General features: G+C 54.6%; 24 protein-coding genes. 14 read left to right on the top strand and 10 right to left on the bottom strand.

Going from position 1 to position 25,206, the window contains the following annotated elements:
- Positions 1-46: 46 nt before the first annotated feature.
- From V1566_RS02550 to yiiM, 6 genes are all read left to right on the top strand, one after another.
- Positions 47-595, top strand: coding sequence for a helix-turn-helix domain-containing protein (locus V1566_RS02550; protein WP_395304978.1), 549 nt, complete (start codon positions 47-49; stop codon positions 593-595).
- A 17-nt stretch (positions 596-612) separates the two neighbouring features.
- On the top strand, positions 613-1,608 hold the full coding sequence (locus tag V1566_RS02545) for a LacI family DNA-binding transcriptional regulator (protein WP_395304977.1): 996 nt from the start codon (positions 613-615) through the stop codon (positions 1,606-1,608).
- 104 nt (positions 1,609-1,712) lie between these two features.
- Entirely contained in the window at positions 1,713-3,836 is a 2,124-nt protein-coding gene (locus V1566_RS02540; RefSeq protein WP_395304976.1) for an alpha-galactosidase, read from the top strand.
- A gap of 44 nt (positions 3,837-3,880) precedes the next feature.
- Positions 3,881-5,146 carry an MFS transporter gene (locus V1566_RS02535; RefSeq protein ID WP_395304975.1) on the top strand — a complete coding sequence of 422 codons (1,266 nt, stop codon included), beginning with the start codon at positions 3,881-3,883 and terminating at the stop codon, positions 5,144-5,146.
- Positions 5,147-5,308: 162 nt separating this feature from the next.
- The gene (sodA, locus tag V1566_RS02530) at positions 5,309-5,929 is read left to right on the top strand and encodes a superoxide dismutase [Mn] (RefSeq protein ID WP_395304974.1); all 621 of its coding nucleotides are present in this window, start codon (positions 5,309-5,311) and stop codon (positions 5,927-5,929) included.
- A gap of 70 nt (positions 5,930-5,999) precedes the next feature.
- A complete protein-coding gene (yiiM, locus tag V1566_RS02525) occupies positions 6,000-6,674 on the top strand; it encodes a 6-hydroxyaminopurine reductase (RefSeq protein ID WP_395304973.1) in 675 nt (224 codons plus the stop codon).
- A gap of 52 nt (positions 6,675-6,726) precedes the next feature.
- Here the strand turns inward: yiiM and cpxA are convergent, their stop codons facing one another.
- Both cpxA and cpxR read right to left on the bottom strand, forming a co-directional pair.
- Entirely contained in the window at positions 6,727-8,100 is a 1,374-nt protein-coding gene (cpxA, locus tag V1566_RS02520) for an envelope stress sensor histidine kinase CpxA (RefSeq protein ID WP_023309731.1), read from the bottom strand.
- Positions 8,097-8,795: an envelope stress response regulator transcription factor CpxR gene (cpxR, locus tag V1566_RS02515; RefSeq protein ID WP_006179159.1), complete on the bottom strand. Its 699-nt coding sequence runs from the start codon at positions 8,793-8,795 to the stop codon at positions 8,097-8,099. The genes cpxA and cpxR overlap by 4 nt, the downstream gene beginning before the upstream one ends.
- 150 nt (positions 8,796-8,945) lie before the next feature.
- On the opposite strand from cpxR, the gene cpxP reads away from it, so the two are divergent.
- Positions 8,946-9,452 carry a cell-envelope stress modulator CpxP gene (gene cpxP / locus V1566_RS02510; protein ID WP_395304972.1) on the top strand — a complete coding sequence of 169 codons (507 nt, stop codon included), beginning with the start codon at positions 8,946-8,948 and terminating at the stop codon, positions 9,450-9,452.
- Between the two features lie 150 nt (positions 9,453-9,602).
- Here the strand turns inward: cpxP and V1566_RS02505 are convergent, their stop codons facing one another.
- The gene (locus tag V1566_RS02505) at positions 9,603-11,111 is read right to left on the bottom strand and encodes a polysaccharide pyruvyl transferase family protein (RefSeq protein ID WP_395304971.1); all 1,509 of its coding nucleotides are present in this window, start codon (positions 11,109-11,111) and stop codon (positions 9,603-9,605) included.
- Between the two features lie 484 nt (positions 11,112-11,595).
- On the opposite strand from V1566_RS02505, the gene fieF reads away from it, so the two are divergent.
- The 5 genes from fieF (at position 11,596) to V1566_RS02480 (ending at position 17,062) form a co-directional block, all read left to right on the top strand.
- On the top strand, positions 11,596-12,489 hold the full coding sequence (gene fieF, locus V1566_RS02500; RefSeq protein ID WP_148244653.1) for a CDF family cation-efflux transporter FieF: 894 nt from the start codon (positions 11,596-11,598) through the stop codon (positions 12,487-12,489).
- 174 nt (positions 12,490-12,663) lie between these two features.
- Positions 12,664-13,626, top strand: a complete 963-nt coding sequence (gene pfkA / locus V1566_RS02495) for a 6-phosphofructokinase (protein WP_134347562.1) — start codon at positions 12,664-12,666, stop codon at positions 13,624-13,626.
- Between the two features lie 217 nt (positions 13,627-13,843).
- Positions 13,844-14,833 carry a sulfate ABC transporter substrate-binding protein gene (locus tag V1566_RS02490; RefSeq protein WP_029741703.1) on the top strand — a complete coding sequence of 330 codons (990 nt, stop codon included), beginning with the start codon at positions 13,844-13,846 and terminating at the stop codon, positions 14,831-14,833.
- 107 nt (positions 14,834-14,940) lie between these two features.
- Positions 14,941-15,684 carry a CDP-diacylglycerol diphosphatase gene (locus V1566_RS02485; protein WP_339275707.1) on the top strand — a complete coding sequence of 248 codons (744 nt, stop codon included), beginning with the start codon at positions 14,941-14,943 and terminating at the stop codon, positions 15,682-15,684.
- Positions 15,685-15,757: 73 nt separating this feature from the next.
- Positions 15,758-17,062 (top strand): SLC13 family permease, encoded by a 1,305-nt coding sequence (locus V1566_RS02480; RefSeq protein ID WP_395304970.1) that lies wholly within the window; start codon positions 15,758-15,760, stop codon positions 17,060-17,062.
- A 48-nt stretch (positions 17,063-17,110) separates the two neighbouring features.
- On the opposite strand, the gene tpiA is transcribed toward V1566_RS02480, so the two are convergent.
- Positions 17,111-17,878, bottom strand: coding sequence for a triose-phosphate isomerase (gene tpiA / locus V1566_RS02475; protein WP_014172206.1), 768 nt, complete (start codon positions 17,876-17,878; stop codon positions 17,111-17,113).
- Between the two features lie 111 nt (positions 17,879-17,989).
- Positions 17,990-18,586 carry a DUF1454 family protein gene (locus V1566_RS02470; protein ID WP_395304969.1) on the bottom strand — a complete coding sequence of 199 codons (597 nt, stop codon included), beginning with the start codon at positions 18,584-18,586 and terminating at the stop codon, positions 17,990-17,992.
- A gap of 112 nt (positions 18,587-18,698) precedes the next feature.
- Here V1566_RS02470 and V1566_RS02465 point away from each other — a divergent pair, with 112 nt between their 5' ends.
- Positions 18,699-19,118 (top strand): DUF805 domain-containing protein, encoded by a 420-nt coding sequence (locus V1566_RS02465; protein ID WP_395304968.1) that lies wholly within the window; start codon positions 18,699-18,701, stop codon positions 19,116-19,118.
- Here V1566_RS02465 and fpr read toward each other — a convergent pair whose 3' ends face one another.
- The 4 genes from fpr to V1566_RS02445 form a co-directional block, all read right to left on the bottom strand.
- The gene (gene fpr, locus V1566_RS02460) at positions 19,119-19,865 is read right to left on the bottom strand and encodes a ferredoxin--NADP(+) reductase (RefSeq protein WP_395304967.1); all 747 of its coding nucleotides are present in this window, start codon (positions 19,863-19,865) and stop codon (positions 19,119-19,121) included. It abuts the gene before it with no gap.
- A gap of 96 nt (positions 19,866-19,961) precedes the next feature.
- Complete coding sequence (glpX, locus tag V1566_RS02455) at positions 19,962-20,972, bottom strand: class II fructose-bisphosphatase (protein ID WP_395304966.1); 1,011 nt, start codon at positions 20,970-20,972, stop codon at positions 19,962-19,964.
- 125 nt (positions 20,973-21,097) lie between these two features.
- Positions 21,098-22,606 carry a glycerol kinase GlpK gene (gene glpK, locus V1566_RS02450; protein ID WP_063144383.1) on the bottom strand — a complete coding sequence of 503 codons (1,509 nt, stop codon included), beginning with the start codon at positions 22,604-22,606 and terminating at the stop codon, positions 21,098-21,100.
- A 21-nt stretch (positions 22,607-22,627) separates the two neighbouring features.
- Positions 22,628-23,473, bottom strand: a complete 846-nt coding sequence (locus V1566_RS02445; protein WP_032639961.1) for an MIP/aquaporin family protein — start codon at positions 23,471-23,473, stop codon at positions 22,628-22,630.
- Between the two features lie 399 nt (positions 23,474-23,872).
- On the opposite strand from V1566_RS02445, the gene zapB reads away from it, so the two are divergent.
- The gene (gene zapB, locus V1566_RS02440; RefSeq protein ID WP_010436935.1) at positions 23,873-24,112 is read left to right on the top strand and encodes a septal ring assembly protein ZapB; all 240 of its coding nucleotides are present in this window, start codon (positions 23,873-23,875) and stop codon (positions 24,110-24,112) included.
- A 566-nt stretch (positions 24,113-24,678) separates the two neighbouring features.
- Here the strand turns inward: zapB and rraA are convergent.
- Positions 24,679-25,164, bottom strand: coding sequence for a ribonuclease E activity regulator RraA (gene rraA, locus V1566_RS02435; protein WP_023309687.1), 486 nt, complete (start codon positions 25,162-25,164; stop codon positions 24,679-24,681).
- Positions 25,165-25,206: the final 42 nt, after the last annotated feature.

Raw genomic sequence — 25,206 nt, 5'->3', positions numbered from 1 at the left:
TCAAGATGAACGATTCGTTCGATTTATAGAACAAAAGGGCCGTTTTATGACGCAGCCAATCAGCGTAATCGCCAAAAGCCTGGTGCGAGAACGCCTGCGAACCGGACTTTCACTGGCGGAAATTGCCCGCCGCGCCGGGATCGCCAAATCCACGCTTTCTCAGCTTGAGTCCGGCAACGGTAACCCGAGCCTGGAAACGCTGTGGTCTCTTTGCGTGGCGCTGGATATCCCCTTCGCCCGCCTGCTCGAACCACAGCAGCCTATCACTCAGGTGATCCGTCGTGGTGAAGGGACGAAGGTCGTTGCCGGACAGGCCAACTACGAGGCGATACTGCTGGCGGCATGTCCGCCGGGCGCGCGACGCGACGTATACCTCCTGCTTACCCAGCCGGGCGCAGACCGCATTTCCCAGCCGCATCCGCCAGGGTCCGTTGAACATATTATTGTGACGCAGGGGCGAGCGTTAGTCGGCCTGATCGACGCGGCAGAAGAACTCGGCCCGGGAGATTACATCTGTTATCCCGCAGATCTACCGCATATCTTTAAGGCGCTTGAGCCGGATACGCACGCGCTGCTGGTGGCGGAACAAAACTAACAGAGATACGGAAACTCATGTCGCTTAAAGCCATTGCCAAAGAACTGGGGCTGTCAGTCACCACCGTCAGCCGCGCCCTCAACGGATATGATGACGTCTCCGCCGAGACGCGCGCACGCGTGGAAGCAGAGGCCCAGCGCCGTGGTTACCGACCGAACACCTTCGCCCGCCGCCTGAAGATGGGCAAAATTGACGCCGTCGGGCTGGTTTTTCCCGTACACCCTGTCCCGCTCAATAACAGCGTATTTATGGACATGGTCGGCGAAATTAGCCACGAACTGGCGCGACATGAGATCGACTTATTGCTTATCGCCGACGACGATCTGGCGGATAAACACAGCTATATGCGCATGGTGCAAAGCCGCCGCGTGGATGCTCTGATCGTGGCGCACACGCTGGATCACGATCCCCGTCTTGAGCAGCTGCAGGCCGCCGGTTTTCCTTTCCTGGCGCTTGGGCGCAGCCACCTCCCGCAGCCGTACGCGTGGTTTGACTTCGACAACTATGCCGGTACCTGGCAGGCTACCCGCTGGCTGATCGAGAAAGGCCATCAGCGTATCGCACTACTTGGCGAAAGCAACAATCAGGCGTTTATCACTCAGCGCCGTCAGGGCTATCTGGACGCCTTGCGGGAAGCCGGGCTTTCCAGCGAATGGCTGCGCGCTATGCCGCCTTCGCGCCGCGTCGGGTATGCCACCACGAAAGAACTCCTTGCTCTGCCGCAGCCGCCCACGGCCATCATCACCGACTGCAACACCCACGGCGACGGCGCGGCGATGGCGCTGGCGCAACTGGGGCGCTTATCCGGCGACAACGCCGTTTCGCTGGTGGTCTACGACGGACTGCCGCAGGACAGCATCGTCGATATCGACGTGGCGTCGGTGATCCAGTCCACCCGCCAGGGCGTCGGGAAACAGATTGCCGATATGGTGCGCCAGCTGATTAACGGCGACGATATTGAACAGCTTCAGGTGCTCTGGCAGCCAGAATTCTCTCCGGGCCAGACGGCCTAAACCCACTAAAATTCCAAACCCGATCACAGATCCGAAACGTTTTGGTTTGTATCCGAAACGTTTCGGATCAACACTCAGAGCATCCCGATGACAGGAGATGTCTGATGCAAGATTCCGTTTTACGACTTGAAACCACGACGGTAGACGTGGTGATTAAAACCCATCCGTTCGCCGAAATTCTCTACTGGGGGCCGCACCTTCAACACTTTTCGCCGCAGGATGCGCTGAGCATTGCGCGCCCTGTTGCGAACGGCAGGCTGGACGTTGACTCCCCGGTCACGCTGATGGCCGAGCTGGGACACGGCCTGTTTGGCTCGCCGGGCATTGAGGGGCATCGCCAGGGGCTGGACGGTTCCCCGGTGTTCAAAACCACGCAGGTGCAGCAGGACGTAAACACCCTGACGATAACCGCCGAAGATGAGCATGCGGGACTGCGCCTGACCAGCGAGCTCGCGTTGGACGCCAGCGGCGTGCTGGTCGTGCGTCACGGCCTGACCAATCTGAAAGCGCTGCCGTGGCAGGTGGACCGTTTCGCCGTCACGCTGCCGGTGGCCGAGCGCGCGCAGGAGGTGATGGCCTTCCACGGACGCTGGATCAGAGAATTTCAGCCGCACCGCGTCAGGCTTGAGCACGACAGCTTTGTGATTGAAAACCGCCGGGGTAAAACCTCCCACGAGCACTTCCCGGCGCTGATTGCCGGTACGTCGTCGTTTAGCGAAATGCAGGGCGACGTCTGGGGCGTGCATCTGGGCTGGAGCGGCAACCATCGCCTGCGCGCGGAAGCGAAAACCGATGGTCGTCGCTACCTGCAGGCCGAAGCGCTCTACTTGCCGGGGGAAATGGCGGTTGAGGAGGGCGACACGCTCTGGACGCCGTGCCTGTATGCCAGCCACTCCACGCGGGGCTTGAACGGCATGAGCCAGTCGTTCCATCGCTATCTGCGCGATAACGTTATCCGCTTCCCGGAAAACAAACCGCGCCCGGTGCACCTCAATACCTGGGAAGGGATCTACTTCAACCACGACCCGGACTACATCATGCGCATGGCCGACGAGGCGGCTGTGCTGGGCGTGGAGCGCTTCATCATCGATGACGGCTGGTTCAAAGGCCGTAATGACGACCATGCCGCGCTGGGCGACTGGTATCTGGACGAGAAAAAATACCCGAACGGCCTGACGCCGGTGATCGACCACGTCAAACGGCTCGGCATGGAGTTTGGCATCTGGGTTGAGCCGGAGATGATCAACCCGGATTCTGATTTGTACCGCGCGCATCCTGACTGGGTACTGGCGCTGCCGGGCTATCCCCAGGCGACCGGACGACACCAGCTGGTGCTCAATCTCAACATCCCGGAGGCCTTTGATTACCTGGTGGAACGCATGAGCTGGCTGCTGGGCGAGCATGCGGTCGACTACGTGAAGTGGGACATGAACCGCGAGCTGGTGCAGCCGGGACACAACGGTAAAGCCGCCGCCGACGCCCAGACCCGCCAGTTTTACCGCCTGCTGGACGTGCTGGGAGAGCGCTTCCCGCACATTGAGTTTGAATCGTGCTCCTCCGGCGGTGGGCGCATTGATTATGAGGTACTGACCCGCAGCCACCGCTTCTGGGCGTCCGACAACAACGACGCGCTGGAGCGCAGCACCATCCAGCGCGGCATGAGCTACTTCTTCCCGCCGGAGGTGATGGGCGCGCATATCGGTCATCATAAATGTCACGCCACCTTCCGCCAGCACAGCATCCAGTTTCGCGGGCTGACGGCCCTGTTCGGCCACATGGGGCTGGAACTGGACCCGCTCACCGTGGACGCACAGGAGCGCGAAGGCTATCGCCATTACGCCGCGCTGCACAAGCAGTGGCGAGAGGTGATCCACCATGGTACCCAGTGGCGTATTGATATGCCGGATGCCACCACGCTGGCGCAGGGGATTGTGAGCGAAGATAAGGCGCAGGGGCTGTTTATGGTCAGCCAGCTCGCGATGCCGGATTACAGCCTGATGATGCCGCTACGCATGGCGGGGCTGGAGGCTAGCGCGCGGTACCGCGTCACGCTGCTCGATCACCCGAATATTCAGATTACGGGCGAGGGCGGGCACACCATGCGCAAGCTGCCAGAGTGGATGGAAACGCCGCAAACGGTGAGCGGCGAGTGGCTGATGCAGGCGGGCATTGCGCTGCCGATTCTGGATCCGGAAACCGCCATTCTGATTGGCGTCGAACGCGTGTAAGGGTGACGGGCCGGGGAACCGGCCCTCCGTTGAGGATAAAAATAATGAACACAACAACCTGTACCCACAAAGACAACCCAAACTTCTGGATCTTCGGGCTGTTCTTCTTTCTCTACTTCTTCATCATGGCCACCTGCTTTCCGTTCCTGCCGATTTGGCTGTCGGACATCATCGGCCTGAATAAAACCCATACCGGGATTGTCTTCTCCTGCATCTCGCTGTCGGCCATCGCGTTCCAGCCGCTACTGGGCGTCATTTCGGACAAGCTGGGGCTGAAAAAACACCTGCTGTGGATCATCGCGGTGCTGCTGTTTCTGTTCGCACCGTTCTTCCTGTACGTCTTCGCGCCGCTGCTGAAAGCCAATATCTGGCTGGGGGCGTTGAGCGGCGGGTTATATATCGGCTTTGTCTTCTCGGCGGGATCGGGGGCCATTGAGGCCTACATCGAGCGCGTGAGTCGCAACAGCTTTTTTGAATACGGCAAGGCGCGGATGTTTGGCTGTCTCGGCTGGGGCTTGTGCGCCTCAACGGGCGGCATCCTGTTCGGCATCGATCCGTCGTATGTTTTCTGGATGGGATCGGGAGCGGCATTGCTGCTGATGCTGCTGCTGGTGGTCGCGAAGCCGAAGCCCAACCAGACGGCGCAGGTCATGGATGCCCTGGGTGCGAACCAGCCGCAAATCACCGCAAAAACAGTGCTCAACCTGTTCCGCCAGCGCAGAATGTGGATGTTCATTCTGTACGTGATTGGCGTGGCCTGCGTGTATGACGTTTTCGATCAGCAGTTTGCCACCTTCTTCAAAACCTTCTTCGCGACGCCGCAGGAGGGCACCCGCGCCTTTGGCTTTGCGACGACGGCGGGGGAAATTTGTAACGCCATCATCATGTTCTGCTCGCCGTGGATCATTAACCGTATCGGCGCGAAGAACACGCTGCTGATCGCCGGGGTGATTATGGCAACGCGCATTATCGGCTCGTCGTTTGCCACCACTGCCGTGGAGGTGATTGCCCTCAAGATGCTGCATGCGCTGGAAGTCCCGTTCCTGCTGGTGGGCGCCTTCAAGTACATTACCGGGGTGTTTGATACCCGCCTGTCGGCGACTATCTATCTGATTGGATTTCAGTTTTCCAAACAGTCGGCCGCGATTTTCCTTTCTGCTTTTGCCGGGAATATGTACGACAAGATCGGCTTCCAGGAGACGTATCTGATGCTGGGCTGTTTCGTGCTGGCGATTACGGTGGTGTCGGCGTTTACGCTGAGCAGCAGGCGTGAGATTGCGGCAGGCAATACGGCGGTAGAAGTCCATTAACTTCCTGAACCTATTCACCATTTTAGCTTTGGTCAGAAAATAAATAACCTTATAAAAACTACGGCATTGATAATCATTTTCAATATCATTTAATTAACTATAATGAACCAACTGCTTACGCGGCATTAACAGCTGTGCCGCCCGACAATAATGGAGAGGATTATGAGTTATACACTGCCATCCCTGCCGTATGCCTACGACGCACTGGAACCGCATTTCGACAAGCAGACGATGGAAATCCATCACACTAAACACCACCAGACCTATGTGAACAACGCGAACGCTGCGCTGGAAAGCCTGCCAGAGTTCGCTAACCTGTCTGCTGAAGAGCTGATCACCAAGCTGGACCAGCTGCCAGCGGACAAGAAAACCGTTCTGCGTAACAACGCTGGCGGCCACGCTAACCACAGCCTGTTCTGGAAAGGCCTGAAAACCGGTACCACCCTGCAGGGCGACCTGAAAGCGGCTATCGAGCGCGACTTCGGTTCTGTTGACAACTTCAAAGCGGAATTCGAAAAAGCCGCTGCGACCCGTTTCGGCTCTGGCTGGGCGTGGCTGGTTCTGAAAGGTGACAAGCTGGCAGTGGTTTCTACTGCTAACCAGGACTCCCCGCTGATGGGTGAAGCGATCTCTGGCACATCCGGCTTCCCAATCCTGGGTCTGGACGTGTGGGAACACGCTTACTACCTGAAATTCCAGAACCGTCGCCCGGACTACATCAAAGCCTTCTGGGACGTGGTGAACTGGGACGAAGCAGCAGCACGTTTCGCCGCTAAAAAATAAGGTTGCATTGACGCCTGTGAGAAGCGAGTCTGATGACTCGCTTTTTTTGTATCTGCAGAAAGGAGCAGCGATGCATCATCCGGTGAATGTATTTACAGGCAAGGTAAGGGAGTACGACGGCAGTCGCCCGAGTGCCATCGCCAAAATTCAGGTCGACGGTGAACTGACGTTAACCGACCTCGGGCTTGCGGGTGACGAGCAGGCCGAAAAGAAAATCCACGGCGGGCCCGAGCGTGCGCTGTGCCACTATCCGCGCGAACACTATCAGCACTGGAAAACCGAGTTCCCCGAGCAGGCGGACCTCTTCGTCGCCCCCGCGTTTGGCGAGAATCTCTCCACCGAAGGGCTTACCGAAAAGAACGTGTTTATCGGTGATATCTACCGCTGGGGCGATGCCCTGATTCAGGTGACGCAGCCACGCTCGCCGTGCTTTAAGCTCAACTTCCACTTTGCTATTCAGGATATGTCTGCCAAGCTGCAAACAGCAGGCAAAACCGGCTGGCTGTACCGCGTGGTGCTGGCAGGGCAGGTATCAGCGGATGCACCGCTGGTGCTGGCGTCGCGCCTGAGCGATGTCTCCGTGTATGAGGCCTGCGCGATTGCCTGGCATATGCCGTTCGACGACGAGCAGTATCACCGCCTGCTGTCGGCGGCTGGGTTGTCGACAAGCTGGACGAGAACGATGCAGAAGCGGCGCTTAAGCGGCAAGATTGAGGATAATTCGCGGAGATTGTGGGGGAAATAGTCCCCGTAGAGAGTAGGCCGGGTAAGGCGAAGCCGCCACCCGGCACTAACAGCTACGAACGCTTATACAACGGTAGCCACAGCGTTAACCGTAGTCCACCCAGCGGGCTGTCGTCGGCTTTCACCCAACCACGGTGCTGCTGCATGGCGGTTTCAACAATCGCCAGACCCAGTCCCGTACCACCCGATTCCCGGTCGCGCGCCTCATCAGTACGATAGAACGGACGGAAAATCTGCTCGCGGTCTTCCGGGCTGACGCCGGGACCGTCGTCATCGACAATGACGGTGATCCCGTCTTTATCCACCGAGAACGCCACCTCAATTTTCGTATGCGAGTAGCGCAGGGCGTTACGCACGATGTTTTCCAGCGCGCTTTCCAGCGTGTTGGGGTTACCGTACAGCGGCCACGGGCCCGGCGGGAAGTTGACGGTGAAGGATTTACCCATCTGTTCCGCTTCGAACGCCGCGTTGTCCAGCACCTCGTGCCACAGGTGATTCGCTTTCACCGTTTCGCTGACCAGCGCGTTTTTCTGCTGATTGCGCGACATGACCAGCAGGTCGTTGATCATGCTGTCCAGGCGGTGAGCTTCCGTTTCAATACGCTCCAGCTCTTTGCTCTCACCGCTGCGGCGGCGCAGTAGCGCGGTGCCAAGCTGCAAGCGCGTAAGCGGGGTACGCAGCTCGTGCGAGATATCCGACAGCAGACGTTGCTGTGCGGTCATCATGCGATCGAGAGCGCTCACCATCTGGTTAAAACTGGTCCCGGCGGCAAGGAACTCCTGAGGTCCGGCTTCCAGTTCAGGGTGTTGTCGCAGGTTACCCTGAGCAACCTCATCGGCGGCATTCTTCAGCTTACGCGCCGGTTTTGCCAGGCTCCACGCCAGCCATAACAGCAGCGGCGAGCTGACCAGCATGGTGACAATCAGCAGCAGGAGAGGGCGGTCAAACAGCAGGTTGATAAAATCAGACTGGGAGTTACTCGCCGGACGGATCAGGTAGAGCTGATAGTTATCCTCTCCGTCTCTGACGGAGAAAGGCCCCACCATTTCTACGCGGCCATATTTCTTCTTCTGGGGATGATCGGCGTTATCCGCCTGGCCAATGAAGTTGCGGATAATCTGCATTTCATTGCGATCGGCCCCAATGACGCGGCCTTCGCTGGTCACCAGCAGCAGGCGTTGTCCGGGCGGCGCCCACTTGTCGATAGCGCGAAACAGCCTGCGCCACCACATTAAATCGTTCGGCGGATCGTTTGCCAGCTCGGCTTCCACGTGCTGCTCGATCATCACGCCCTGACGTTGCTCGCTGTCGAGAAGCTCCGTCATCTGGCGTGAGTCGAGTTTTGGCAACATCAGTACGAGCATTAAAACCAGTGCCAGCGTCAGCCAGAAGATGGCGAAGATGCGGGCGGTTAAGCTTCCTATCATGAAGCGGAAACCATCAGATAACCGCGACCACGCAGGGTTTTAAACCATGGATGACCGTCTTTACGCTCCGGCAGCTTACGGCGCAGGTTAGAGATGTGCATGTCGATGGCGCGGTCAAACGGGGTGAGACGTTTGCCCAGCACTTCCTGACTTAAATGTTCACGCGATACCACCTGGCCGAGATGCTGCGCCAGCAGATACAGCAGGGTGAACTCCGTGCCGGTCAGTTCCAGCGTCTGGCCATCAAAGCTCGCCTCCTGACGGCCCGGGTTCAGGCTCAGGGAGTCGACTTCAAGAGTAGGTGAGCTGTTGTCGGTATTTTGCTGCTGCTCGCTCCAGTGGGAACGACGCAGGATAGCGCGAATACGGGCAACCAGTTCACGGTCGTTAAACGGCTTCGGTAAATAGTCATCCGCGCCCAGCTCAAGGCCGAGTACGCGGTCAAGTTCGCTGCCGCGTGCGGTCAGCATGATAACGGGAGTCTGGTGTGTCTGGCGAAGCTCTTTCAACGTATCAATGCCGTTTTTCTTCGGCATCATCACGTCGAGCAAAAGTAAATCGATGCTGTCGTCAAGGAGACTCAGCGCCTGCTCGCCATCATGGGCAACCAGGACGTTGAAACCTTCCATGTCGAGCAACTCCTTTAAAAGGGATGTGAGCTCTCGGTCATCATCAACTAACAGGATTTTATTCATTGTTTAAATACCTCCGAGGCAGAAATTACGACATCAAGGCTGTCTAATCCATGACTTTACGTTGTTTTACACCCCCTGACGCATGTTTGCAGCCTGAATCGTAGACTGTCTCTCGTTGAATCGCGACACGAAAGATTTTGGGAGCAAGTGATGCGCAAAGTTACCGCTGCCGTCATGGCCTCAACGCTGGCGTTCAGTGCGTTTAGCCAGGCTGCTGTAGCTATCATCAGCGATAACAGTCCCTTACAAGAGGGGGCAACGCAGAACAGCAGCCAAAGCCATATGTTTGACGGCATAAGTTTAACCGAACATCAGCGTCAACAGATGCGAGATCTGATGCAGAGGGCACGACACGACCAGCCCCCTGTTAATGTTAGCGAAATGGAGACAATGCATCGCCTTGTCACCGCAGAAAATTTTGACGAAAGCGCTGTACGCGCTCAGGCCGAAAAAATGGCACAGGAACAGGTTGCCCGCCAGGTAGAGATGGCGAAGGTCCGCAACCAGATGTTCCACCTGCTAACGCCCGAGCAGCAAGCGGTTTTGAACGCCAGACATCAGCAGCGAATGGACCAGTTGCGTGAGGTTGCACGGATGCAGCGAAGCTCAGAAACGACGTTTTTCAGTAGCACTAGCAGTACCCGTAGTAACCAGTAAACCCTGTTTTCCTTGCCATAGACACCATCCCTGTCTTCCCCCACATGATGTGGGGGTTTTTTTTTACCATTGATTCTTCACAATCATAAGGGAAAAGGTATATCTTTCCACTTTGCTATTATCATGAAGCAGTTTTCATTTATTTCTGTATTATTTTATGAGTGCTTTTTTGATTTTTAATTTGATGTTATTAATGGTTTTAATCAAATTATAGGTTCTTGATTTTTGCATTTCATTAATCCATTTTTCAGCATCGGATTTTTGTTTTAGCAATTCATTGTTCTGTTGTTGAAGGTTGTTGAATGTATCCTGAAATTCAATATTAGTGCTACTTAAGGTATTGACTGTATCCTTCAGTTCAGTATTTGACTTGCATAATTCGGTGTGTTTATCCTGTAGCGCTATATACTGTATGTAGGTATCTCTACTTAGATTGTCCAGTTGGCTGAACTCGGATTGTAATGTGCTGAAAGATTTATTTATATTGGATATGGTATCAGAAAAGTTTACAAGGAAATTATCACTGCCTTTCTCTCTTGTTTTATTTGTGACGAGCAATTTAATAATGGTGTCAAAGTGTTGATGCAGAGATGCTATTTTATCATCTAAAATAACTGGCGACATGTTTTTGTAACATTGTACTGTACGCTCGTAAAGGGAATTCGAATCAGTTACGTAATAATCCTGAAGATCTAACATCTTGAATAGATCTTTAGTTTTCCCATTCAGCATATAATCATAGGCTACAACTTTTTTTCCATGACAGGCTGCGGTAATTGCTCCATGAAAACTCACACCAATATAAGCATGGCAACCTGCCAACATGCTCATTATTTCGTACATATTGAGTTCTTTTTCATAAAGAGTATATCGGGAATCTGCGTGTTGGTTTATCTCTCTAAGAATGCTTTCATCATCATGAGTATATGCCAATGGTAGCAGTATGATTTCAAAGCCTAAGTTGTAGAAATAATCTAATGACTTAACAACATCAGGGATGGCGCTCTTGGGTAGGAATCTGTTCGCGTGATAAACAATGTATTCTTTATCGCTGGTTCTTAAATCATTTAGCGATTTCTCAATAAGCTCACCTGGAATGCATTCTGTCATCATAAATGCAGAATCAGGGAATACGTTAATTAATGCATCGTCTATGCCACTGTCTGTTAGAATTTTCTTGGTATAGTTATCCCGGACTGATATATAGTCAATAGGGTCACATAATGCTTGAGTAAGTTTCTGGTAAAATGGTGAGAAATCATGATAGCCGCCAAGTAGATTCCAGATTAATTTTATGTTGTGCTTGTATGCAACAATAGAAGGAATAACCCATGTTTCAAACACCGGGTAGTCTACGAACTCGTCCGAGTCTCTTTTGATTTTTTGCTGACCACTTGCATAGTGGAATATTCCACCGCCACCAACAACAATCGCATCAAAATTATGTTTGAGATGCAATGATTCCATCTCATTTAAAGGGTAAACAATCTCATTTAATGATAGGCTTTGTGTCCCCCCCACCGGTGAGAAAAGATAAAGCTTGATATTCAGACCTTTCATTTTCATTATTTTATCGAAAATAATTGGAAATAAATGATCGCCATAATTTGCGATATCATAAACGCCAGTGAATGCAATTTTTAGTGGTTCATTAGACATGTATATTCTCTTTAGATAAGTTTTATTCCAGTACAACATGTATAGCATCAAGTGTACTATATCTCTGAAATTAAACAACAATAAGTTAAGTTATGAATTGCAGGAGAAACAACGAGTTAGATACCCAGGTGATTTTTCAGAGTAGTTGATAGGTTTTGGATGTTTGAACAAAATCAATAATATCTGTTTCGCGATTTGATGCTGAAGCAACTTATCCATTAAGTATTTTCTAATTGCAATGACATTAGCGTCGATGGCGCATAACAATGTAACAACCAAACCGGATGTGTAGTCTGGATGCAGCGGTCATTGTAATAAAATTGCTTTAAGACAAATAGTTATTGGTTGACTTCCTTCATTGCTTCCGTCTGCTCCCACATGTGGGGTGTTCCTCTGCCCCACATTCTGCTTTGTTAACCGTTTATTCATCCTTCTACTCCACATGCTTCCGTTATACTAGCGGCATGACATGACAGGAGCGTTTATGAATCAATCCTATGGAAGGCTGGTAAGCCGGGCCGCAATGGCCGCGACGGTAATGGCGTCGTGCTTGCTGGTCATCAAGGTTTTCGCGTGGTGGTATACCGGATCGGTCAGTATTCTGGCGGCGCTGGTGGACTCACTGGTGGATATTGCTGCTTCGCTGACCAACCTGCTGGTGGTACGTTACTCGCTGCAGCCGGCAGATGAAGAGCACACGTTTGGACATGGCAAAGCGGAGTCGCTGGCCGCGCTGGCGCAAAGTATGTTCATTTCGGGTTCTGCGCTTTTCCTGTTTCTGACCGGCATTCAGCATCTCGTCTCGCCGACACCGATGAACGATCCCGGGGTGGGCGTGATTGTGACGATCGTTGCGCTTATATGCACACTTGTTCTGGTAACGTTCCAGCGCTGGGTTGTTCGCAAAACGCAAAGTCAGGCTGTACGGGCGGATATGCTTCATTATCAATCTGATGTTATGATGAATGGGGCTATTCTTATTGCGCTCGGTCTGGCCTGGTATGGCTGGCATCGGGCCGATGCGTTGTTTGCGTTAGGGATTGGTATCTATATTTTATATAGCGCCCTGCGGATGGGGTATGAAGCGGTGCAATCACTGCTTGACCGCGCCCTCCCGGACTCAGAACGTAATGAAATTTTTTCCATCGTGACCTCCTGGCCCGGCGTCAGCGGTGCACACGATCTTCGAACGCGGCAGTCAGGGCCGACCCGCTTTATTCAGATTCATATTGAAATGGAAGACAACCTGCCACTGGTACAGGCTCATGTTATTGCTGAGCAGGTCGAGCAGGCGATTTTGCAGCGTTTTCCTGGTTCAGACGTCATCATTCACCAGGATCCCTGCTCGGTTGTACCCGGTCATGTTGGGCTTTCGTAATTCGTTGTAAAAAAGTGAGCCAGGCCAGCATTTTGTGTATAAATTACCGCCATTTGGTCTGACCTGAATCAATTCAGCTGGAAGGGATTGATATACTATTTGCAGTATTCGTTGGCCGATAAATTTCTTCCGGCAACAGATTTCAATTTTGCATTCCTAAGTTCAGAGGTAGTCATGATTAAGAAAATCGGTGTGTTGACAAGCGGCGGTGATGCGCCGGGCATGAACGCGGCAATTCGTGGTGTTGTCCGTGCAGCGCTGACGGAAGGCCTGGAAGTTTTTGGCGTTTATGACGGTTATCTGGGCCTGTATGAAGATCGTATGGTTCAGCTCGACCGTTACAGCGTGTCTGACATGATCAACCGTGGCGGTACTTTCCTCGGTTCTGCGCGCTTCCCGGAATTCCGTGATGAACACGTTCGTGAAGTGGCTATCGAAAACATGAAGAAACGCGGCCTGGACGCCCTGGTGGTCATCGGCGGTGACGGCTCTTACATGGGTGCAAAACGTCTGACCGAAATGGGTTTCCCGTGCATCGGTCTGCCGGGCACCATCGACAACGACATCAAAGGTACTGACTACACTATCGGCTTCTTTACTGCACTGGGTACCGTTGTTGAAGCGATTGACCGTCTGCGTGACACCTCGTCTTCTCACCAGCGTATCTCTATTGTTGAAGTGATGGGCCGTTACTGCGGCGACCTGACGCTGGCGGCAGCCATTGCGGGCGGTTGCGAATTTATCGTCGTGCCAGAAGTCGAATTTAGCCGTGAAGATTTGGTGGCTGAAATCAAAGCGGGCATCGCGAAAGGTAAAAAACACGCGATCGTGGCTATCACCGAGCACATCTGTGACGTTGATGAGCTGGCGAAGTACATCGAAGCGGAAACCAAACGCGAAACCCGCGCGACCGTACTGGGTCACATCCAGCGTGGCGGTTCCCCAGGCCCTTACGACCGTATTCTGGCGTCCCGTATGGGCGCGTATGCTATCGATCTGCTGCTGCAAGGCCATGGTGGTCGTTGCGTCGGTATTCAGAACGAAAAACTGGTTCACCATGACATCATCGACGCCATTGAAAGCATGAAGCGTCCGTTTAAAGGTGACTGGCTGGACTGCGCGAAAAAACTGTATTGATCAGCGTTTGTATTGTGCCGGGTGGCGGCTTCGCTTTACCCGGCCTACAAAAGCACGGTTCGTAGGCCCGGTAAGCGAAGCGCCACCGGGCTTTTTTATCCGCAGAGTTTGCCTTTTTATTCCTCAAAGTTATAGCCAATCTTTTTTTATTCTTTAATCCTCGAATCGCTTTCTGGCACGCTGCATTCATCAAAACACTACACAAGAGAGCTGGGCGATGAATAAATGGGGCGTGGGTTTAACATTATTGCTGGCATCGACCAGCGTTCTGGCTAAGGACATCCAGTTACTGAACGTGTCATACGACCCGACGCGTGAACTGTACGAGCAATACAACAAAGCGTTTGCAGCACACTGGAAGCAGGAAACCGGTGACAATGTCGTGGTTCGCCAGTCTCACGGTGGTTCTGGCAAGCAGGCGACCTCCGTCATCAACGGTATTGAAGCTGACGTGGTGACCCTGGCGCTGGCCTACGATGTCGACGCTATCGCCGAGCGTGGCCGCATCGACAAAAACTGGATCAAACGCCTGCCGGATAACTCCGCGCCATACACCTCGACCATCGTCTTCCTGGTGCGTAAAGGAAACCCGAAACAAATTAAAGACTGGAACGACCTGATCAAACCGGGCGTTTCGGTGATTACCCCAAACCCGAAAAGCTCTGGCGGCGCTCGCTGGAACTACCTGGGCGCGTGGGGCTATGCGCTGCACCACAACAATGGCGACCAGGCCAAAGCGCAGGAATTCGTGAAAGCGCTGTATAAAAACGTCGAGGTGCTGGACTCCGGCGCGCGTGGCGCCACCAACACCTTCGTCGAGCGCGGGATTGGCGACGTGCTGATCGCATGGGAAAACGAAGCCCTGCTGGCCACCAACGAGCTGGGCAAAGACAAATTTGAGATCGTCACCCCAAGCGAATCGATTCTGGCTGAGCCGACCGTCTCTGTAGTCGATAAAGTGGTTGAGAAGAAAGACACCAAAGCGGTTGCTGAAGCGTACCTGAAGTATCTCTACTCACCGGAAGGCCAGGAAATTGCGGCGAAAAACTTCTATCGTCCACGCGATCCGGCCGTTGCGAAGAAATACGAAAGCGTCTTCCCTAAACTGAAACTCTTCACCATTGATGACGAGTTCGGCGGCTGGACCAAAGCGCAGAAAGAGCACTTCTCTAACGGTGGCACTTTCGACCAGATCAGCCAGCGCTAACCATTAGCCAATGACACAGTGACCCGGCGTGAGAAATCCGCCGGGTTTTTTATTTGGTCATCATTTTGCGTTACTCTTTTGCCTCTATTGAAAACAGGGAACGCGTTGTGAAAAAAATTATCTTATTGATCCTCATTGTCATCGCCCTTGCCGCAGGCGGCTGGTACTGGATGAAGGCGGGTAATCCGAATGCGTTGCGACATATCGTTCTCGACCAGTGTGTGCCGAATCAGATCCAGAATCGTAACCCGGCACCCTGTGCGCAGGTGAAAACGGATGCAGGCTATGTGGTATTTAAAGATCGCAACGGGCCGCTGCAATACCTGCTGATGCCGACATATCGCATCAACGGTACCGAAAGCCCGCTGTTGACCGACGCTCATACGCCGAACTTTTTCTGGCTGGCGTGGCAGTCACGCAGCTTTATGACCCTGAAGCGTGGATCCGAGGTGCCTGACAGCGCCATTTCGCTGACGATTAACTCCCCGACGGGTCGTACCCAGAACCATTTCCATATTCATATCTCCTGCCTGCGCCCGGACGTGCGCGAGAAGCTCAACGCAGCACAGGGAGAAATCAGCACCCAGTGGCTGCCTCTTCCTGGCGGGCTGGAAGGACATGAGTATCTTGCTCGCCGGGTGACGGAGAATGAACTGGTCCAGCGCAGCCCGTTTATGATGCTGGCAGAAGAGCTGCCGGAAGCGCGCGACCATATGGGGCGCTTTGCCCTGGCGATGGCGCAGCAGTCGGACGGCTCGTTTGTGTTGCTGGCGACCGAGCGCAATCTGCTGATGCTCAACCGCGCGTCGGCAGAGGAATTACAGGATCATCAATGCGCTATCCTGAATTAACCCCACCATAAATCGCGTTTACTCGGGCTGCCTGTCACCGTAGACTTGCTGAAAAATTCTACAGGAGACAGGTATGTCGCTCTGGTTAACGCATCCTCTGCTGCTGCCCTCACTGATCGTTGGCGTCACCATCGTGCTGTGGGCGACGTCGCTATTGCCGGAATTTATCACCGCGCTGCTGTTCTTCACGGCGGCGATGATCGCCAGAATCGCCCCGCCGGAAGCGATCTTCGGCGGTTTTGCCTCGTCGGCTTTCTGGCTGGTATTCAGCGGTTTTGTGCTCGGCGTGGCGATCCGTAAAACCGGACTGGCGGACAGGGCCGCCCGGGCGCTGTCGTCAAAACTCACCGACTCCTGGATGTTGATGGTGGCGAGCGTGGTGTTGCTGAGCTATGCGCTGGCGTTTGTGATGCCGTCGAACATGGGGCGTATTGCGCTGCTGATGCCGATTGTCGCGGCGATGGCAAAACGCGCTGGCATCGCCGACGGCTCCCGCGCCTGGTATGGGCTGGCGCTGGCCGTGGGGTTCGGCACCTTCCAGCTTTCGGCGACTATCCTGCCTGCTAATGTCCCTAATCTGGTGATGAGCGGTGCGGCGGAAGGCTCGTACGGCATCCATCTGAACTATGTCCCGTATCTGCTGCTGCACACGCCGGTGCTGGGCATTCTCAAAGGCCTGATCCTGATTGGCCTGATCTGCTGGCTATTTCCCGGTAGCCCGAAACCGCCGAAGGAACAGGCGCTGTCTGAGCCGATGGGGCGGGACGAAAAGCGTCTCGCCTGGCTGCTGGCGGTGGTGCTGGGGATGTGGGTGACGGAGAGCTGGCACGGCGTGGGGCCCGCGTGGACGGGGCTGGCGGCATCGATCGTCGTCATGCTGCCGCGCGTTGGCTTTATCACCGGGGAAGAATTTTCAGCGGGCGTGAACATGCGTACCTGCATTTACGTCGCGGGTATTCTCGGTCTGGCAATCGTGGTGACGCAAACCGGTATCGGAACGGCTGTGGGCGAGGCGTTGCTTCGCATTATGCCGCTGGATGCAGACAGACCGTTCACCAGTTTCCTGGCGCTGACCGGTATTACCACCGCGCTCAACTTCATTATGACCGCCAACGGCGTGCCGGCGCTGTACACCACGCTGGCGCAGAGTTTTTCGGACGCGACCGGTTTCCCGCTGCTGTCGGTGATCATGATTCAGGTGCTGGGCTATTCCACGCCGCTGCTGCCGTATCAGGCGTCGCCGATTGTGGTGGCAATGGGGCTCGGGAAGGTGCCTGCAAGGGCGGGGATGGTGCTTTGTCTGGCGCTGGCTATCGCAACGTATCTGGTGCTGCTGCCGCTGGATTATCTGTGGTTTAGCGTGCTGGGTCGTTTGTAACGATTGAGTAGGGCGGGTAAGCGCAAGCGCCACCCGCCACAAAGGCAATTACGCCTGTTTAGCCGCTTCTGCCGCTTTAACGATCACCGCGAAAGCGTCAGCTTTCAGGGATGCACCGCCAACCAGCGCGCCATCGATGTCTGGCTGGGTGAACAGCTCAGCAGCGTTGGAGGCGTTTACGGAACCGCCGTACTGGATGATCACTTGCTCAGCGACTTTCGCATCTGCTTTAGCAATGTGGTCACGGATGAATTTGTGAACCGCCTGAGCCTGCGCAGGGGTTGCAGATTTGCCGGTACCGATCGCCCAGACTGGCTCGTATGCGATTACCGCGCCTTCGAACGCTGCCGCGCCCTGGGTTTTCAGCACGGCGTCGATCTGACGTGCGCACACTTCTTCGGTTTTGCCCGCTTCGTTTTCCGCTTCGGTTTCACCGATGCACAGAACCGGGATCAGACCCTGCTCTTTCAGCACGGCGAATTTCTTCGCGATGAACTCATCGGATTCTTTGTGATAGGTGCGACGCTCGGAGTGGCCGATGATGATGTATTTCGCGCCGATATCTTTCAGCATTTCAGCGGAGGTTTCACCGGTGAACGCGCCAGACAGGTTAACGTCAACGTTCTGCGCGCCCAGAATGATGTGGCTGCCGTCAGCGGCGTGTTTAGCCAGATCCAGGTACATATCCGGCGGAGCGATAGCAACCGCGCAGCCCGTCACGCCAGCCAGCTCTTTACGCAGGTTCGCAACCAGCTCGTTTACCATGTGGCGGCTGCCGTTCAGTTTCCAGTTACCCATCACTAAAGGATGTCGCATTTCAATTCTCCACGCTAAATAAGCGAATTAAGGAATATGGCCACCCTGTCGGGCAGCATGGTCTGTGAATCAGTATAGAGATTTTCCCTCGAAAGGCTTTGCTTTTTGTCATTAATTCGCCCCGCCGAGAGTGTCAGATAGTGCCAGCTTAATCGGTTCAACAGCGAAGGTCAGTCCTTTTTCGCCGTTGTCCGCCACAACATAGCGGATCGCGCCTTCGGTATCGGCGTAGTAACGCTTGTTTTTCCCGGCGGTAAGGAGTTTTTGCAGCTTTTGCTGACTTTGCTTTTTCGTCAGCGCAGGGGTAAAGGCCTGCAGTACCGCGCTCATGTACTCCAGCGCTTTCGCCTTAGCGGTTTTCTGCTCTGGCCCCTGTATCGGCAGCCAGGTGATTTGCATGCTTTTAATTTTTAACGTCCCGCGCTCCAGCGCCGTGGAGGCATACAAATTCTCGTTAATCTTGCTTGCCGCACGGGTCAGGGTAGGCGTATCGCGGGGGCCATCAATGGCGCGAAACTCATCCAGCGGGAGCGTGGGGTTGGCCTGATTGAAGGCTTCACGAAACTGGCTGATGGACTGATCGAACGACGGCGCGCCCGCCAGCAGATACGGTGCTGTGGTCGGGGCAGTGGTTTCGGCGGCGTGCAGGGGATGACCCACGCTGAGCAGCGCTAAACACAGGAAGAGAGAACGTGCCGAACTTTTCATCAACATTGCCCATGGCCGTAAGTGCTCATGATTAAAACGATATCTGGTCGGCTTGTCAAAAGGTCACAACTCCAGGGTAAAATGCGCGCTATACGATAATAAGGAACCTTACATGACCATACAGCAGTGGCTGTTTTCGTTCAAAGGGCGTATTGGACGCCGTGATTTCTGGATCTGGATGGTGACGTGGGTTGTCGCCATGCTGCTTCTGTTTTTCGTTGCTTACAATGCATGGCTGAGCACGCAAACGGCGGCCTTCGCGCTGGTTTGCCTGCTATGGCCAACGGCGGCGGTTGTCGTAAAACGGCTGCACGATCGCGGACGTTCCGGCGCGTGGGCATTTCTGATTATTCTGGCGTGGATGCTGGTGGCGGGGAACTGGGCGATGCTTCCGTCCATCCTGCCGTGGGTCGTGGGCAGGATGGTGCCGAGCATTATCTTCGTGATGATGGTTGTCGATCTGGGCGCGTTTATCGGCACCCAGAGCGAAAACAAATACGGTAAAGACACCCTTGAGGTGAAATACCGCTGATCACCAGTAGTGTTCGGCGGTCATATGGCCCGGTCGGCGACGAAGGTGTTTCGTCATCTGCCGGGTTTCCTTCAGAAGCTGCTGCGTGTCACGTACCATCTGCGGGTTGCCACACAGCATGACGTGGCTGGTTTCAGCATTCAGCGGCAAACCCACCGCGTCTTCCAGGGCTCCACTCTCAATTAACGCCGGGACGCGACCGGTAAGCGCTCCTGCTACGGTTTCGCGGCTGACCACCGTCTGAATCTTTAATTTCCCGCCGTACTGCTGTTCAAGCGCCTGCATCTGCGGCAAATAGCTCAGGTCTGCAGCGTAGCGCGCAGCGTGAACCAGCACGATGTTTTTAAAGCGTTCCAGGTCTTTGCCGTACTGCAAAATAGAGAGATAAGGGCCGATGGCCGTACCGGTTGCCAGCATCCAGAGCGTGTCGCAGTCAGGGATCTCTTCAAGCACAAAGAAGCCTGCCGCTTCACTCACAATTTGCACGTCGTCGCCGGGCTTTAGGGCGGCAAGGCGCGGGCTGAGCTTACCGTCAGGAACGGTGACCAGATAGAACTCGAGATCCGGGTTATCAGGCGCGTTAACGTAAGAGTAGGCGCGCTGCACGCGCTCGCCGTCGACGTCCAGCCCCAGCTTCGCAAATTGCCCGGCTTTAAACGGGTGAACGGGAGCATGTACGGTGAGACTAAATAGCGCATCGGTCCAGAACTGTACCTTTGTGACTTTACCTGTTACCCAGTCCGCCATGATCTTCTCCTGTGCTGTTTCTCTGTTCTATCTTCCGTACTTGTGGTGACAATTTCCAGCCCGTCAGGGCCGGAAAGCTCTATCGATCAAACGGTTTTACAGAATGTGCATCTGCACGTCCGGGTCTTTGCGGTCGAGATAGTGGATAGACTGGATGCGGCGAATGGTGCGTGATTTACCGCGGATCAGCAGGGTTTCAGTGGTGGCCATATTACCCTTGCGGGTGATGCCGTCCAGCAGATCGCCTTTGGTGATGCCGGTCGCCGAGAAGACAACGTTATCGCTGCGCGCCATCTCGTCCAGAGCCAGCACTTTATTGGCCTCGATGCCCATCGCTTCGCAGCGCGCCAGCTCGTTTTCCCCGATACGGCGGTTCTCTTCGCTGTCGCCTTTCACCTCATGGCGGGGCAGCAGACGGGCCTGCATATCGCCATCCAGCGCGCGGATCACCGCCGCAGAGACCACACCTTCCGGCGCGCCGCCAATGCCGTACAGCACGTCTACTTCGCTGTCCGGCATGCAGGTCAGGATCGAGGCGGCAACGTCACCGTCCGGAATGGCAAACACGCGCACGCCGAGCTTTTGCATCTGCGCGATGGTGGCGTCGTGGCGCGGTTTTGCCAGAATAGTCACGGTGAGTTCGCTAAGGGGTTTGCCCAGGGCTTTGGCGATGTTGTGCAGGTTCTCTTCCAGCGGCAGGCTAAGGTCGATTGCGCCTTTCGCGTCAGGACCGACAATCAGCTTTTCCATGTACATATCCGGCGCGTTGAGGAAGCAGCCCTTATCGCCCACGGCCATCACCGCTAAGGCATTGGCCTGACCCATCGCCGTCATGCGGGTGCCTTCGATCGGGTCAACCGCGATATCTACGGCATCGCCTTTGCCGGTACCGACTTTTTCACCGATATAGAGCATCGGCGCTTCGTCGATCTCGCCTTCGCCGATCACGATGGTGCCGTCGATGTTGACCTGGTTAAGCACAATGCGCATGGCATGGACGGCTGCGCCGTCTGCGGTATTTTTGTCGCCACGACCCAGCCATTTATAGCCTGCAAGGGCGGCTGCTTCGGTGACGCGGGAAAACTCGATAGCAAGTTCACGTTTCATGAGGTACTCGTGCAATAAAAGGAATTGCACGAAGTTTATCACAGAGTGGGGAGGGGGGAGGGGACCGGTGCGGCCGGAGCCCCTCACCCTAACCCTCTCCCAAATGGAGAGGGGATTAAGGACAATTACTCTTCGTGCTCTTCCCACGCCAGGGCGCGTTTCACCGCTTTCTTCCAGCCGCTGTAGCGGAAGTTACGCTCGGTGGTTTCGATGCCTGGGCGGAATTCGCGTTCGATAACCGCTTTTTCCTGCAGCTCGTCCAGGTTCTGCCAGAAGCCTACCGCCAGGCCGGCAAGGTACGCCGCGCCCAGCGCCGTCACTTCACGCACTTCCGGGCGCTCCACGCGGGTGCCCAGAATGTCGGACTGGAACTGCATCAGGAAGTTATTCGCTACCGCGCCGCCATCCACGCGCAGAGCGTGCAGACGAATGCCGGAGTCAGCCTGCATCGCTTCCAGCACGTCGCGTGTCTGATAGGCGATAGATTCCAGAGTGGCGCGAATAATGTGGTTTGAGTTCACACCGCGCGTCAGGCCGAAAATCGCGCCGCGTGCATACGGATCCCAGTATGGTGCGCCCAGACCGGTGAACGCAGGCACCACGTACACGCCGTTGGTGTCTTTCACTTTGGTCGCGAAGTACTCGGAGTCGAACGCGTCGCTGATCAGCTTCATCTCGTCGCGCAGCCACTGGATAGACGCACCGGCCATGAATACCGCACCTTCCAGCGCATAGTTCACTTCGCCGCGCGGGCCGCAGGCAATGGTGGTCAGCAGGCCGTTTTCTGATTTCACCGCTTTCTCGCCGGTGTTCATCAGCATAAAGCAGCCGGTGCCGTAGGTGTTCTTCGCCATCCCTTCCTTGACGCACAGCTGGCCGAACAGCGCCGCCTGCTGGTCACCGGCGATGCCTGCGATAGGAATACGCGTACCGCCTTTACCCCCGATGTTGGTCTGGCCGTATACTTCAGAAGACTTGCGTACTTCAGGCAGCATTGCGCGCGGAATGTCCAGCGCGTCCAGCATCTTGTCATCCCACTCCAGGGTGTTGATGTTGAACAGCATGGTACGCGAGGCGTTGGTGTAGTCGGTGACGTGAACGCGTCCCTGGGTCATCTTCCAGATAAGCCAGGTATCGACGGTACCGAACAACAGCTCGCCACGTTTAGCACGCTCGCGTGAACCTTCCACGTGGTCGAGGATCCATTTCACTTTAGTGCCGGAGAAATACGGGTCAATCACCAGGCCTGTTGCGCTACGGATGTAGTCTTCCATGCCCTCGCGCTTCAGTTTTTCGCAAATTTCTGCGGTGCGGCGGCACTGCCAGACGATGGCGTTGTAAATAGGCTTACCGGTTTCGCGCTCCCAGACTACGGTAGTTTCACGTTGGTTGGTGATACCAATCGCGGCAATCTCGTCGGAACTGATATCGGCTTTCGCCAGCACTTCGACCAGCGTGGAGCTTTGCGATGCCCAAATTTCCATCGGGTCGTGTTCTACCCAGCCTGGGCGAGGATAAATTTGCTCAAATTCGCGCTGTGACACGCTGACGATGTTCGCGTCATGATCCATTACGACAGCGCGGGAGCTGGTAGTGCCCTGGTCGAGCGCAACGATATATTTTTTTTCGGTCATGGTATGTGTCCCGTAGTCAGATTACAGCGAAGCTTTTTGTTGTGCGGTAGAAGTCGTTTCCTTCTCCTCTTCCACACAGGTGTCGCACGGTAAGTGGCGACCAATTAATTTGCGGTAGCTAAACGCACCCAGCGCAGCCCCGACAACCGGCGCAAACAGCGGTACCAGGAAGTAAGGAATGTCTTTGCCACCGGTGAAGGCGACGTCGCCCCAGCCTGCGATAAAGGCGAACGCTTTTGGTCCGATATCACGTGCCGGGTTCATCGCGAATCCGGTCAGCGGGCCCATGGATGCGCCAATCACCGCAATCAGCAGGCCAATCAGCAGGGGTGCCAGCGGGCCGCGCGGAATGCCGTTTCCGTCGTCGGTCAGTGCCAGGATAACGCCCATCAGAATAGCGGTAATCACCATTTCAACTGCGAACGCCTGCACAAAATTGATATGCGGGTTAGGGTAGGTTGAGAAGATGCCTGCCAGATCCAGACTTTCGACGCTGCCGCGTACCATATGATGCGTCTGTTCGAAGTCGATGAAAAGATTGTAATAAAGCCCGTAAACTAACGCCGCTGCGCAAAACGCGCCGGCAAATTGAGAAATAATGAAAGGAACAACTTTGCGTCCGTCGAAGCACGCGAACAGCCACAGTGCGATTGTCACCGCCGGGTTAAGATGTGCACCAGAAACCCCTGCAGTCAGGTAGATGGCCATCGCCACGCCCAGACCCCAGATGATACTGATTTCCCACTGACCAAAACTGGCACCCGCCACTTTCAGTGCAGCGACACAGCCCACTCCGAAGAATATCAACAACCCGGTACCAAGGAACTCGGCAATGCACTGGCCTTTTAAGGTTGATGTCTGACTCATAATCGGAATCCTGAAGAAATTGATGTTTATTGTTAGCATGGCCGCCCGTGACAGCCACGATGCCCTGTAGACATAGTGTTAATTTATCGTTAACGAGCAAAAACGAGAAATATCGAAATCAAAATGTGTGGTCTGCGTCAATAAAATGAGCGTTTTCGCGCCATAAAGCACATTTTTACATCAGTACAGGAATGTGAGCTGAATCATTTCATTAACGAATCAGTTAACAATTTAGGGGTATATGACGTGAACGCACCAGGACCAGACCTAAAAGTGTTGCAAACCGCGATCTGCGCGGTGTGTCGCTGGACACAGAGCGCCGCGCTCCATACAATCGACGGTATATGTCGTGCGCGTTTATGTTAAAGCGTCGCCTTGCAATTCAGGAGAGGTAGCATCATGTCTTTAGAAGTGTTTGAGAAACTGGAATCGAAAGTACAGCAGGCGATTGACACCATCACCCTGCTGCAGATGGAAATTGAAGAGCTGAAAGAGAAGAACAACAGCCTGGCGCAGGAAGTTCAGAACGCTCAGCACGGCCGCGAAGAACTGGAGCGCGAAAACAACCAGCTGCGCGAACAGCAGAACGGCTGGCAGGATCGCCTGCAGGCGCTGCTGGGACGTATGGAAGAAGTTTAATTCCCATTGGGATTAATGAGTAGGCCGGGTATGGCGAAGCCGCCACCCGGCTTTTTTTTTACTGGCATAAAAAAGGCCGCCAGCGGCGGCCTTAACGCTACTTGTCCTGCGTTGTCATAGTAAGAGCAATCAACACATTCGGTTCATCACTCTTTACAACGAGTACGCTGGCGACAATGAACGCGATACATAAATAGCGTTTCATTATGCGGTCCCTGTGGCTAACCGCTCCACCGTTCACCACCGGTGATAAGTCGGTGGACACAAGCCCTGGTGTGGGCTGTTTTACGGTTGTGAATACACCTTTCCCAGGACCGATGCCCATGTGCGAGATGGCGGAAAGGGACGCAGCATCATAGTTAACATCAGCCTCGCCGTTAAGACGTGCAAATAAAATTAGGATGTTATAAAGGGTCTAAGGGATTGCCTGTCTTTTATTGAGGGGTATGATAAAAGTCCCTGGTGTGGAGCTGTAAATCCTCCCAACGGACCGCGAATCCTGAGGGACAAAAAAAACCGCCACATTGCTGTTGGCGGTTTTTTTATGGTTCACGCTGACTGTTCTACTACTCGATATCCAGCGGATCTTCGGAAAGGATAATGCCGGTATTATCGGCGTAGAGATGGTCCCCGGAGAAAAAGGTCACGCCGCCGAAATTGACGCGCACGTCGCTTTCGCCGATGCCGTCACCCGCCGCCCCTACCGGTATGGCCGCGATGGCCTGAATCCCGATATCCAGGTCTTCCAGATCGTCGACCTGACGCACGGAACCATACACCACAAGGCCTTCCCATTCATTCTGGACGGCAATACCGGCCAGTTCAGCATCAATTAATGCACGGCGCACGGAACCGCCGCCATCGACCACAAGAACGCGGCCGCGGCCATTCTGTTCGAGCAGATCGTACAGCAACCCGTTGTCCTCGAAACATTTCACCGTGACGATTTGACCGCCAAACGACGACCGCCCACCAAAGTTGGAGAACAGCGGTTCAACGACGTTGACATCTTCCTGGTAGATGTCACAAAGCTCGGAGGTATCGTATTTCATAGGTTTAACGCTCAGTTGCTGCGAATGTGTTCAGTATATCGT

This window comes from Enterobacter sp. ECC-019, from assembly GCF_043974075.1.
In the GTDB taxonomy this organism is placed as follows: domain Bacteria; phylum Pseudomonadota; class Gammaproteobacteria; order Enterobacterales; family Enterobacteriaceae; genus Enterobacter; species Enterobacter asburiae_D.
The sequence above is the reverse complement of the archived record's forward strand: the minus strand, read 5'-3'. Positions and strand labels throughout refer to the sequence as shown.